The following is an 11,468-nucleotide window of genomic DNA, read 5'->3' on the forward strand; positions in this document are numbered from 1 at the left end:
GCGGCTCCCTGTCTGACGCCAAGAAACCATACCGCCCGAACCCGCACAAGCCCTGTCGCAAAAATTTTGCTCAATAGGCGCCGCAACGCCCCTCGCGGGGTGTTTCTTGCCTCCGACATGGACCGGCCGCCTCGAAGCGTAACCGTTCATCACATCATGTTACAGGCTCAGGGTTGCAAGCCGCGCCCGACCGCTCCATTGAGACGCCCACCTATATAAGCGTCACACCTATCCGTTCAGAGGAGCCTTCCATCATGACCGTCCGCGTCGCCATTAACGGCTTCGGCCGCATCGGCCGTCTCGTCCTTCGCTCGATTGTCGAGCATGGCCGCAAGGACATCGAAGTGGTGGCGATCAACGATCTGGGGCCGGTCGAGACCAACGCCCACCTGTTCCGCTACGATTCGGTTCACGGCCGCTTCCCCGGCACGGTGACGTCGGGCGAGGACTGGATCGACGTCGGCACGGGCAAGATCAAGGTGACGGCCGATCGTGATCCGGCCAATCTGCCGCACGCCGAGTTGAAGGTGGACATCGCCTTCGAATGCACCGGCATCTTCACCTCCAAGGACAAGGCCAGCGCCCACCTGAAGGCCGGCGCCAAGCGCGTCCTGGTCTCGGCTCCAGCCGACGGCGCCGACAAGACCATCGTCTTCAAGGTCAATCACGAGACCCTGACCGCCGACGACATCGTCGTGTCGAACGGCTCGTGCACCACCAACGCCCTGGCCCCGGTCGCCAAGGTGCTGAACGACCTGTTCGGCATCGAGCGCGGCTATATGACCACCATCCACTCCTACACCGGCGATCAGCCGACGCTGGATACGATGCACAAGGACCTGTACCGCGCCCGCGCCGCCGCCCTGTCGATGATCCCGACCTCGACCGGCGCCGCCAAGGCCCTGGGCCTTGTCCTGCCGGAACTGAAGGGCAAGCTGGACGGCTCTTCGATCCGCGTCCCCACCCCGAACGTCTCGGTCGTGGACCTCAAGGTCGTCGCCGGTCGCGAGGTCACGGTCGAGGAGATCAACGCGGCGCTTCAGGCCGCCGCCGACGGCCCGATGAACGGCGTCCTGTTCACCACGACCGATCCGCTTGTGTCGCACGACCTGAACCACATCGCCGCCTCCTCCACCGCCGCCCTGCCCCAGACCCAGGTCGTCGACGGCAAACTGGCCCGCGTGCTGAGCTGGTACGACAACGAATGGGGCTTCGCGACGCGCATGAGCGACACGGCGCTGCAGATGGCGAAGTTCCTGTAAGCCGAAAACGTCTCCTCCCCACAGCGTGGGGAGGGGGACCACGAAGTGGTGGAGGGGCTCTTTCCACCGCACCGAACTCGGGGCCAGAGCCCCTCCGTCACGGCGCAGGCGCGCCGCGCCACCTCCCCATCGCTTCGCGACGGGGAGGAGACAGGGAAACCAACATGACCTTCCGCACCCTCGACGACGCCCCCAACGACCTGGGCTCCCTCGCCGGCAAGACGGCTCTGGTCCGCGTGGACTTCAACGTCCCGATGGAGGGCGGCAATGTCACCGACGACACCCGGCTGCGGGTCGCCCTGCCGACGATCCAGCGCCTGCGCGACGCGGGCGCCAAGGTCGCGCTATTGGCCCACTTCGACCGCCCCAAGGGCCAGCGCGTTCCGTCGATGAGCCTGAAGCCGGTCGTCCAACCGCTGGAGGAACTGCTCGGCGCGCCGGTCCGCTTCGCCGACGACTGCATCGGCGGCCCCGCCGTGGAGGCCATTCGCGACCTGGACGCCGGCGGCGTCGTCCTGCTGGAAAACGTGCGCTTCCATGCGGCGGAAGAGGCCAATGATCCGGTCTTCGCCCAGAAGCTGGCCGACCTGGGCGATCTCTATGTCAACGACGCCTTCTCGGCCGCACACCGCGCACACGCCTCGACCGAAGGGATCGCGCATCGCATTCCCGCCTACGCCGGCGAATCGATGCGCCGCGAACTGGATGCGCTGGACGCCGCGCTCGGCAATCCGCAGAAGCCGGTCATCGGCATCGTCGGCGGCTCCAAGGTCTCGACCAAACTGGATCTACTGAAGAATCTGGTCGGCAAGCTGGATGCGCTGGCCATCGGCGGCGGCATGGCCAACACCTTCCTCTATGCGCAAGGCGTCGATATCGGCGGCTCGCTGGCCGAGAAGGACATGGCCGACACCGCGCGCGAAATCCTGGCGGAAGCCGAGGCCAAGGGCTGCGACATCCTGCTGCCCGTCGATGTCGTCGTGGCGACCGAGGTCAAGCCCGGCGCCGACGCCCGCACGGTCAAGACCGGCGCAGCCCTGTCCGCCGACGACAAGATTCTGGACGCCGGCCCCGAGACTGTCGCCCGCCTGAACGCCGCCGTCGACGCCTCGAAAACTCTGATCTGGAACGGCCCGCTGGGCGTGTTCGAGGTTCCGCCCTTCGACGCCGCCACCGTCGCCGCCGCCCAGCACGTCGCCGAACGCACCAAGGCCGGCGCCCTGATCGCGGTGGCGGGCGGCGGCGACACGGTTGCGGCCGTCGGCCATGCCGGCGTCGCGGCGGACCTGACCTTCGTCTCCACGGCCGGCGGCGCCTTCCTGGAATGGATGGAGGGCAAGCCCCTGCCCGGCGTCGAGGCCCTGCGCGCCTGATGGGTTAGCGATGCAGGCGGATCACGCCTGCGCGCTTCCGCCGGAAATGCCCGCCCGGCGGCTGTAACGTGGCGTGACTTCGGCGCGCCGCGCGGCTAGTCTTTCGCCCAATCAAAAAAGACTATTCGGCTCAGGAGACTATCATCATGGCGCGCATCACGCTGCGACAGCTGCTCGACCACGCGGCGGAGAACGACTACGGCCTGCCGGCCTACAACATCAACAATATGGAACAGGGTCTGGCGATCATGGAGGCGGCCCACGAGGTCAACGCCCCGGTCATCATCCAGGCTTCGCGCGGCGCCCGTAACTATGCCAACGACATCGTCCTGGCCAAACTGATCGACGCCCTGGCCGAACTCTATCCTCATATCCCGGTCTGTATGCACCAGGACCACGGCAACGGCCCGGCGACCTGCGCCACCGCCATCCAGTACGGCTTCACCAGCGTCATGATGGACGGTTCGCTGGAAGAGGACGCCAAGACCCCCGCCTCCTACGAATACAATGTCGACGTCACCCGTCGCGTCACCGAAATGGCCCACGCCTGCGGCGTCTCGGTCGAGGGCGAGCTGGGCGTTCTGGGTTCGCTGGAAACCGGCATGGGCGAGGCCGAGGACGGCCACGGCTTCGAAGGCAAGCTGGATCACTCGCAACTGCTGACCGACCCGGATCAGGCCGTGGACTTCGTCGCCGCCACCAAGGTCGACGCCTTGGCCATCGCCATGGGCACCAGCCACGGCGCCTACAAGTTCACGCGCCAGCCGGACGGCGACGTCCTCGCCATGAATGTGATCGAAGAAATCCACCGCCGCCTGCCCAACACCCATTTGGTGATGCACGGCAGTTCTTCGGTGCCGCAGGACCTGCAGGACATCATCAACCAGTACGGCGGCGAAATGCCTCAGACCTGGGGCGTGCCGGTCGAGGAAATCCAGCGCGGCATCAAGCACGGCGTGCGCAAGGTCAATATCGACACCGACAACCGCATGGCCATCACCGGCGCCATCCGCAAGGCGCTGATGGAGAAGCCGGGCGAGTTCGACCCGCGCTACTATCTGAAGCCCGCCAAGGAGGCGATGAAGAAACTCTGCATGGAGCGCTACCAGCAGTTCGGCTGCGAGGGCCAGGCGTCCAAAATCCAACCGCTCTCCACCGCCCAGATGGCCAAGCGTTATGCTTCCGGCGACCTGGATCCGTCCTTCCGCGGCGCCGCCGTCAAGGCGGCCTAAAGCACGTCTAGACCGGGTAGCGGCCGCTCAGTTCGCGCCGCACCCGGCGAACGTCCCATTCGGCGCGATCCAGGGCGTCGCGCGAATCCCTGGCGTCGCGACGCGCCTCTCGGATTTCACCCCGGACCTCCTGGATGCGATTGCGAATGCGCTCCCGCTCCTGGTCCGTCAGGCCCTCGCCGTCCAGTTCGCGCTCCTTGGCTTCCAGCTTGTCCTGGCGATTCTCGATCCGGGCCTCGGCGCTGTTCAGCGCGCTTTCCGCCGTCTCGAACGCCGCCTCGACCTCATGCAGTCGCAAGCCGTCGTGATAGGCGGGCAGGAAGGCCTGCTCCTCCTGCGGCCGACAGACGCCGTAATAGGTATTGCCCGACCGACCTTCCTCCCAACCCCGCTCGAAGGTGCAATAGGACCGCAAGCCATCCTGGCGCGCCGAATCATAGGCGGCGGAGTTCGGCGCGACCTGATATTTGGCGCAGGCCCTGGCGTGGTCGTCCAGCCGCGTCATCGGATAGCCAGCCGCGCCGTCGGCATAGCCCTTCTCGCCCCAGGCGCCGGCCAGACACTGATCCTTGCTCATGGTGGAGCAGCCCGCCAGCCATCCGCCCCCGACCGTCAGTCCGCCGACGACTCCGGCCGCGATGATCCATCGCCTCATTGGATAGTTCCCTCAACGCCCCCAGGCGTCACTATCGAACGACGCTCGCCCCTCGCGCAAGCGGCCCTTCATGCTAGGGAGAACCGTGTCCGATCCTGACCTGACCGACGACGACGACCTGTCCGCCCCGGGCGCACCCGCCGAGGTGCTGCAGGCGCGCATCGACGCCGCCGGCCTCCGCCTGGACAAGGCGCTGGCCGATGCCTTTCCCACCCTGTCGCGCGCCCGGCTCCAGGCCCTGCTGTCCGAGGGCGCCGTCACCCGCGACGGCGCGGTCCTGACCGGCGGATCGACCAAGGCCCAGCCCGGCCTCTATAGCGTCGCCCTGCCGCCCGTCGCGCCCGCCACGCCCCAACCGCAGGCCATTCCCCTGACCGTCCTCTACGAGGACGCGGACCTGATCGTCATCGACAAGCCCGCGGGCATGGCCGCCCACCCGGCGCCCGGCACGCCCGACGGCACCCTGGTCAACGCTCTTCTGGCGCATTGCGGCGACAGCCTGTCGGGCATCGGCGGCGTGGCCCGTCCCGGAATCGTCCACCGGCTGGACAAGGACACCTCCGGCGTCATGGTCGCCGCCAAAACCGACCGCGCCCATGCGGGCCTGTCCGCCCTGTTCGCGACCCACGACATCGAACGCACCTACATCGCCCTGACGCGCGGCGCCCCCTCGCCCACGACCGGCCGTATCCACACCCGCATCGGCCGATCCACCGGGGATCGCAAGAAGATGGCGGTTCTAAAGGCCGGCGGCCGCGAGGCCATCACCGACTATGTCGTCCAGACGACCTTCGGCGAACCCGCCAAGGCCGGCGGCGCGCCTTTGGCCGCCCGCGTCGCCTGCACCCTGCACACGGGCCGGACACACCAGATCCGCGTGCATCTATCGTCCAAAGGGTCGCCCATTCTCGGCGACGCCGTCTATGGGTCGGGCAGTCCCGCCGCCCCTGTCCGCGCCGCCATCGCCGAAGCCGGACTGGCCCGTCAGGCCCTGCACGCCGCCGTGCTCGGCTTCGTCCACCCCGTCACCGGCGAACGGCTGCGTTTCGAAACCGCCCCGCCCGCTGATATGCTGGCGCTGGAAGCCCTGCTTCGCGAACTCTGAGGACCGCCATGCTTGACCCCGACATCCGCGACAATGCCGAACTGAAACGCTACGAACTGCCCGTGGAGGGCGATTTGGCCGTCGTCACCTACAATCTCTCGCCGCCCAATCTGATGATCACCGAGACCCTGGTGCCCGAGCGTCTGGAAGGCCGGGGCATCGCCAGCCGCCTTGCCCGGCACGTGCTGGCCGACGCCCGGGCCCGCGACCTGTTGATCCTGCCGGTCTGTCCCTTCTTTTCGGCCTATCTTCAGAAGCACCCGGATCAGGCCGATGTCGTCCATCCGACCTATCGGGGCATTCTCGGCCTATGAACGCAAGCGGGTCTTGAATAGCAACGGACCCGTTCCCACATGCGACCTCGGTCGGCGCGAGTGGCGCACGGGTCACGGTCACGCCTTCGTGTGACCTTCCGCCTCTACAAAAGGCGGCAACCCATCGCCATTTGACCGGTTGAGGGGTGAGACGTCGATGCACGCGCGTGATCGACAGCGAAGAGCCCGCTCGTTCAAGACGGTCGGAGGGACCTGTATATGGCTGCCAATAGTACGCTCGCGGTGATGTCGCCTGAACAAGGCCTGTCGCGTTATCTGACGGAAATCCGCAAGTTTCCGATGCTGACCAAGGACGAGGAGTTCATGCTCGCCAAACGTTGGTCCGAGCACCAGGATCCCGAGGCCGCCCACCGTCTCGTCACCTCTCACCTTCGTCTTGTGGCCAAGATCGCCATGGGCTATCGCGGCTACGGACTGCCGATCGGCGAAGTGATCTCCGAGGGCAACGTCGGCCTGATGCAGGCCGTCAAGAAGTTCGACCCGGACAAGGGCTTCCGCCTGGCCACCTACGCCATGTGGTGGATCCGCGCCTCGATCCAGGAATACATCCTGCGCAGCTGGTCGCTGGTGAAGATGGGCACCACCGCCGCGCAGAAGAAGCTGTTCTTCAACCTGCGCAAGGCCAAGAGCCAGATCTCGGCCTTCGAGGAAGGCGACCTGCACCCCGAACACCTGTCCGCCATCGCCACCAAGCTGGGCGTATCGGAAGAGGAAGTCACCAATATGAACCGCCGTCTCGGCGGCGACGCCTCGTTGAACGCGCCGTTGCGCGCCGATGGCGAAAGCGAATGGCAGGACTGGCTGGCCGACGACACGGCCGTTTCTCAGGAAACCCAACTCGCCGACGACGAGGAAAAGGGCATCCGCATGAGCCTGCTCCAGGAGGCCATGGAAGAACTGACCGACCGCGAGAAGCACATTCTGACCGAACGTCGCCTCAAGGACGATCCGGTCACGCTGGAAGAGTTGGCTGGTCAATACGGCGTGTCGCGCGAGCGCGTGCGTCAGATCGAGGTCCGCGCCTTCGAGAAGCTGCAGAAGGCCATGCGCGCCGCCGCCGAAGAGCGTAATCTGGTCGACGCCTGATCTGAGCCGTTCGTCTGCGCCTCAGGACGCCCTGGCCATCGGCTCGGCGTCTGCGGCGCGGGCGGCGTTCACCACCGCGTTGACCGGCTGCATCAGCCCGGCCTTGGTCACCTGCCCGGTCGCCAGATAGGCCTGCAGCGTGGCCACCACCATCACCAGCTTGGCGTCCGACGCCTTGATCGCCAGACCGTTCAAGGTCTCGACCTGCTGGCGGATGGCGCGCGTCGCCTGCGACGGATCCTGCTCGAACTGGGACAGGGCCGAAACCAGGATGCGCGTCGCCTGATCGCGCATTTCCGCCGCTCCGCCAGCTGCGCCATCGCTGCGGCGCTTCTTGGCCCCGGTGTATTCGCCCGAGTTGAAGCGGCGCCGATCCGGCCCGACGTAGCCGACCGCCTCGATCCACGGGCGCGGCTTCAGGGCGACGTTCTCGACCCGTTTGAACAGGTCGCCAGTCGTGAAGGGTTTTCTCAGAAACTCATGGACGCCGGCGTCGCGCGCGCCCTTGATGGCGGCGGCCGTGGCCTCGCCCGTCACCATGATGATCGGCGACATCCGGCACGACATGCTGGAACGCCGAACGCGCCGCGCCAGGGTCTCGCCGTTCAGCGTCTCGCCCGACCGTTCGGTGAAGATTACGCCCGGCTCGACGTCGCGCAGCAGCTCCAGCGCCCGCTCCTCGTCGCTCTCGCTATAGACCTCGCGCGCGCCCATCCCCTTCATGATGTCGGTCAGCAACCGAACGGCGGACATGTTGGGATCGACGATCACCACGCGCCTAATCGCGGGCTCTATGCGGCTCAGGGTTCTGGCGTTGGTAGAGAACACGTCCGGCTCCGGGTTTGAGCCTTATGCTTACCGCGCCTGGGTTAAAGCCTGTTGAATCCGCCGTTGCGCCCGATCAGCCCTGGAAGGGGTCGCGCATCAGTATGGTGTCGTCCCGCTCCGGGCTGGTCGACAACAGCGCCACCGGCGCCCCGATCAGCTCTTCGATCCGACGCACATATTTGATGGCGTTGGCGTTGATGTCCTTGAAACTGCGGACCCCGGCCGTGCTTTCGCTCCAGCCTTCCAACTCCTCGAACACCGGCTCGGCGGCGCCCTGGGCCTTCAGGCTTGAGGGCAGATAGTCCAGCACCTCGCCATCGACCTTGTAGCCGACGCAGATCTTCAGCGTCTTCAGCCCGTCCAGCACATCCAGCTTGGTCAGGGCGATCCCGTCGATGCCGTTTATCGCCACCGACTGGCGGACCAGCACGGCGTCGAACCAGCCGCAGCGGCGGGCGCGCCCGGTGTTCACCCCGACCTCGCGGCCCACGGTCGCCAGATGCTCTCCGACCTCGTCGTTCAGTTCGCAGGCGAACGGTCCTTCGCCCACGCGGGTCGTATAGGCCTTCACGATGCCCAGCACATAGCCGACGCCGCGCGGACCGACGCCCGACCCTGCCGCCGCCTGTCCCGCCACGGTGTTCGAGCTGGTGACATAGGGATAGGTGCCGTGGTCCACGTCCAGGAAGGCGCCCTGCGCGCCCTCGAACAGCACGCGCTTGCCGTCCTTCTGCGCCTGATCCAGCACGCGCCAGGCGGGCTTCACATAGGGCAGGATCTTCGGCGCGATCTCCAGCAACTGCGCCAGCAGCGCCTCGGGATCGATCGGCTCCAGCCCCAGGCCGGCGCGCAGCGGATCGTGGTGCGAGCGCAGACGGTCGATTTTGACCTTCAGATCGTCTGCGTTGGCCAGGTCGCAGACGCGGATGGCGCGACGCCCCACCTTGTCCTCATAGGCCGGGCCGATGCCGCGTCCGGTCGTGCCGATCTTGGCCCCCGGCGCGCTCGCCGCCGCCTCGCGCGCCACGTCCAGCGCGGGGTGGATGGGCAGGATCAGGCAGGCGTTGTCGGCAATGGTCAGGATATCGGGCGTGATCGCCACCCCCTGCGCCTGAATCTTCTCGATCTCGCCGACCAGATGCCAGGGGTCCACCACCACGCCATTGCCGATGATCGACGGCTTGCCCTGCACCACGCCCGAAGGCAGCAGCGCCAGCTTATAGACCTTGCCGTCCACGACCAGCGTATGGCCCGCGTTATGGCCGCCCTGGAACCGCACCACCATGTCGGCGCGGTTGGACAGCCAGTCCACGATCTTGCCCTTGCCCTCGTCGCCCCACTGAGCGCCGACCACCGCCACGTTCGCCAAAGCACTTCTCCGCCTTCGAATGCGGGCGCAGCCTATAGCGGGGGAATCGTCCGGTGTCGTCCCAGAAGTCGGATTATCCGACCTCGTTCGCCGCCGTCTGGAACGCCCATTCCAGCCAAGGCGTCGCCGCGATCACATCGGCAGTCTCGACGGTGCAACCGCACCACAGCCTCAGGCCCGGCGGCGCATTGCGGTGCGGCTCCATGTCGAACACCGCCGCCTCATTCTCCAGCAGCGCCTTGAAGCGCGAAACGAAAGCCTTCTGCGCCTTGTCTTCCAGGCGCGTCACGCGCGGATCGACGAACTTCAGGCACACCGACGTCGTCGAACGGATCTCGGGCCGTTCGGGCAGGAAGTCGATCCAGTCGGTCTTCTCGACCCACGCCGCCAACGCCGCATAGTTGGCGTTCGTCCGCCGGATCAGTTCGCTCAAACCCCCGATGTCGCGCGCCCAGCCCAGGGCGTCGATCCAGTCTTCCAGCGTCAGAACCGAGAAGGTGTTGATCGCCACCCCGTCCGCCAGCACCCGGTCGAACCGGCCCTGACCATCGGTCAGACGCAGCAGCTTGGGGATGGGCCGATCCGGCCGATATGTATCCAGCCGCTCCACCGCGCGCGGCGACAGCACCATCACCCCGATGCCCGCCTCGCCGCCCAGCGCCTTCTGGAAGCTGAACGTCACCACATCCAGCTTGTCGTACGGCAGCGGCATGGCGAAGGCGGCCGAGGTGGCGTCGCAGATGGCCAGCCCCTCGCGATCGTCCGCGATCCAGTCGGCGTCCGGCACGCGCACGCCAGACGTCGTACCGTTCCAGGGAAAGATCACATCCCTGGACCAGTCCGCCCGCGACAGGTCGGGCAGTTCGCCCCACGGCGCCGTCAGGGCCTCGGGCTCCAGCCCCAGATGATCCTTCACGTCCGCCAGCCAGGTCAGGCCGAAATTCTCATAGGCCACTACCTGCACCGGCCGTGCGCCCAGCATCCCCCACAGCGCCGCCTCGACCGCGCCCGTGTCGGACCCCGGCGTATAGAGCATCACATGGCTGTCGGGGACTTCCAGCACCTCGCGCGTCAGGCGCAGACCATGGGCGAACCGCTCCTCCACCTCCGGCGCGCGTATGCCGCGCCCCAGCAGGTCGGACGGCAGGTCGCCCAGCGCATAGCCCGCGCGCTTGGCCGTCGGTCCGGCCGAGAACCACGGCCGCGCCGGCTTCACATCGGGCTTCACAATCATGATCGTCTCCTCGGCCGGCGCGCTCAACGCCCCGGCGTATAGGGCCGCTTGGCGCGCCAGTCCTCGGCGAACTGCGTCAGCGTGTGATCCGGCTCTTCCGGCAGCGTGACCACCAGCTTGGCCAGCAGATCCCCGCGCCGCCCTTGGGCGAACGCGCCGCGCCCCTTCAGTCGCAGCACCTTGCCCGTGTTCGAGCCGGCCGGGATCGTCATCTGCACCGCCCCCTCCGGCGTCGGCACGCGCACCTTGGCGCCCAGCACCGCGTCGGGGACCGAGATCGGCAGGTCCATCGTCAGGTCCGCGCCTTCGCGACGATAGATCGGGTGCGCCTCGATCTTGAGCTCGATCAGGGCGTCGCCGTTCTCCGCGCCCCGGCCCGGCGCGCCCTGCCCGCGCAGACGGATGGTCTGGCCGTCCGACGCCCCCTTGGGGATGGTCACGTCCAGCGTGCGCCCGTCCGAGAACTGAATCCGGCGCGTCGCCCCGGCGATGGCGTCTTCCAGGCTGATGTCCAGCGTCGCCTTCACGTCCTGGCCGCGCGCGGTGAAATCGCGCGCCCCGCGCTGACGCCCCCCGCCGCCGAACATGCCGAACAGGTCGTCCAGATCGACGCCCTCGAAGTTGGCCCGTCCGCCCGGCCCGCCGCCCTGACCGAAGGGATTGCCCCCCTGTCCGAACGGATTGCCGCCCGCGCGTCCCCCGCCGCTTCCGCCAAAGCCGCGATACTGTTCGTTGCCGTCGCCGTCGATCTGGCCCGCGTCGTATTTGGCGCGCTTGTCCTTGTCGCCCAGGATGTCGAAGGCGGCGGTCACCCGCTTGAACTTGTCCTCGGTGATCTTGTCGCCGGGGTTCTTGTCGGGGTGCAGTTCCTTGGCGAGCTTGCGGTACGCCTTCTTGACCTCGTCCGCGCTCGCGCCCTTCGAAACGCCCAGTTCCTTGTAGGGATCGCCTGCCACGTGCGTTGTCGCTCCAACTGAAAACCGATGGGC

The 11,468-nt window shown here is 67.2% G+C and carries 11 protein-coding genes; 6 read left to right on the forward strand and 5 right to left on the reverse strand.

What is annotated here, in order from left to right; translation table 11 throughout:
• Nucleotides 1-254: 254 nt before the first annotated feature.
• The 3 genes from gap to fba all read left to right on the forward strand — a co-directional run bounded on the left by gap (nucleotide 255) and on the right by fba (nucleotide 3,867).
• Entirely contained in the window at nucleotides 255-1,262 is a 1,008-nt protein-coding gene (gap, locus tag B3Z70_RS00885; RefSeq protein ID WP_292022886.1) for a type I glyceraldehyde-3-phosphate dehydrogenase, read from the forward strand.
• A 164-nt stretch (nucleotides 1,263-1,426) separates the two neighbouring features.
• A complete protein-coding gene (locus B3Z70_RS00890; RefSeq protein ID WP_292022884.1) occupies nucleotides 1,427-2,635 on the forward strand; it encodes a phosphoglycerate kinase in 1,209 nt (402 codons plus the stop codon).
• Nucleotides 2,636-2,781: 146 nt separating this feature from the next.
• Nucleotides 2,782-3,867, forward strand: coding sequence for a class II fructose-bisphosphate aldolase (fba, locus tag B3Z70_RS00895; RefSeq protein ID WP_292022882.1), 1,086 nt, complete (start codon nucleotides 2,782-2,784; stop codon nucleotides 3,865-3,867).
• Nucleotides 3,868-3,874: 7 nt separating this feature from the next.
• Here the strand turns inward: fba and B3Z70_RS00900 are convergent, their stop codons facing one another.
• Nucleotides 3,875-4,522, reverse strand: a complete 648-nt coding sequence (locus tag B3Z70_RS00900; RefSeq protein ID WP_292022880.1) for a DUF2799 domain-containing protein — start codon at nucleotides 4,520-4,522, stop codon at nucleotides 3,875-3,877.
• A gap of 85 nt (nucleotides 4,523-4,607) precedes the next feature.
• Here B3Z70_RS00900 and B3Z70_RS00905 point away from each other — a divergent pair, with 85 nt between their 5' ends.
• From B3Z70_RS00905 to rpoH, 3 genes are all read left to right on the forward strand, one after another.
• Nucleotides 4,608-5,627, forward strand: coding sequence for an RluA family pseudouridine synthase (locus B3Z70_RS00905; RefSeq protein ID WP_292022878.1), 1,020 nt, complete (start codon nucleotides 4,608-4,610; stop codon nucleotides 5,625-5,627).
• 8 nt (nucleotides 5,628-5,635) lie between these two features.
• A complete protein-coding gene (locus B3Z70_RS00910; protein WP_292022875.1) occupies nucleotides 5,636-5,941 on the forward strand; it encodes a GNAT family N-acetyltransferase in 306 nt (101 codons plus the stop codon).
• A 219-nt stretch (nucleotides 5,942-6,160) separates the two neighbouring features.
• Complete coding sequence (gene rpoH / locus B3Z70_RS00915; RefSeq protein WP_292022874.1) at nucleotides 6,161-7,048, forward strand: RNA polymerase sigma factor RpoH; 888 nt, start codon at nucleotides 6,161-6,163, stop codon at nucleotides 7,046-7,048.
• Nucleotides 7,049-7,069: 21 nt separating this feature from the next.
• Here the strand turns inward: rpoH and B3Z70_RS00920 are convergent, their stop codons facing one another.
• The 4 genes from B3Z70_RS00920 to B3Z70_RS00935 form a co-directional block, all read right to left on the reverse strand.
• Nucleotides 7,070-7,876: a response regulator gene (locus B3Z70_RS00920; RefSeq protein ID WP_292022871.1), complete on the reverse strand. Its 807-nt coding sequence runs from the start codon at nucleotides 7,874-7,876 to the stop codon at nucleotides 7,070-7,072.
• Between the two features lie 73 nt (nucleotides 7,877-7,949).
• The gene (locus tag B3Z70_RS00925; protein ID WP_292022869.1) at nucleotides 7,950-9,245 is read right to left on the reverse strand and encodes an adenylosuccinate synthase; all 1,296 of its coding nucleotides are present in this window, start codon (nucleotides 9,243-9,245) and stop codon (nucleotides 7,950-7,952) included.
• A 73-nt stretch (nucleotides 9,246-9,318) separates the two neighbouring features.
• Nucleotides 9,319-10,479, reverse strand: a complete 1,161-nt coding sequence (locus tag B3Z70_RS00930; RefSeq protein WP_292022868.1) for a phosphoserine transaminase — start codon at nucleotides 10,477-10,479, stop codon at nucleotides 9,319-9,321.
• 23 nt (nucleotides 10,480-10,502) lie between these two features.
• A complete protein-coding gene (locus B3Z70_RS00935) occupies nucleotides 10,503-11,435 on the reverse strand; it encodes a DnaJ C-terminal domain-containing protein (protein WP_292022866.1) in 933 nt (310 codons plus the stop codon).
• Nucleotides 11,436-11,468 lie beyond the last annotated feature (33 nt).

The organism is Brevundimonas sp. UBA6550 (assembly GCF_002434505.1).
GTDB lineage: Bacteria > Pseudomonadota > Alphaproteobacteria > Caulobacterales > Caulobacteraceae > Brevundimonas.

What these genes read in the sequence shown, in the direction of transcription:
- B3Z70_RS00910 (WP_292022875.1), top strand. Translation starts at nt 5,636, where the DNA reads ATGCTTGACCCCGACATCCGCGACAATGCCGAACTGAAACGCTACGAA.
- B3Z70_RS00900 (WP_292022880.1), bottom strand. Translation starts at nt 4,522, where the DNA reads ATGAGGCGATGGATCATCGCGGCCGGAGTCGTCGGCGGACTGACGGTC.
- gap (WP_292022886.1), top strand. Translation starts at nt 255, where the DNA reads ATGACCGTCCGCGTCGCCATTAACGGCTTCGGCCGCATCGGCCGTCTC.
- B3Z70_RS00890 (WP_292022884.1), top strand. Translation starts at nt 1,427, where the DNA reads ATGACCTTCCGCACCCTCGACGACGCCCCCAACGACCTGGGCTCCCTC.
- fba (WP_292022882.1), top strand. Translation starts at nt 2,782, where the DNA reads ATGGCGCGCATCACGCTGCGACAGCTGCTCGACCACGCGGCGGAGAAC.
- rpoH (WP_292022874.1), top strand. Translation starts at nt 6,161, where the DNA reads ATGGCTGCCAATAGTACGCTCGCGGTGATGTCGCCTGAACAAGGCCTG.
- B3Z70_RS00930 (WP_292022868.1), bottom strand. Translation starts at nt 10,479, where the DNA reads ATGATTGTGAAGCCCGATGTGAAGCCGGCGCGGCCGTGGTTCTCGGCC.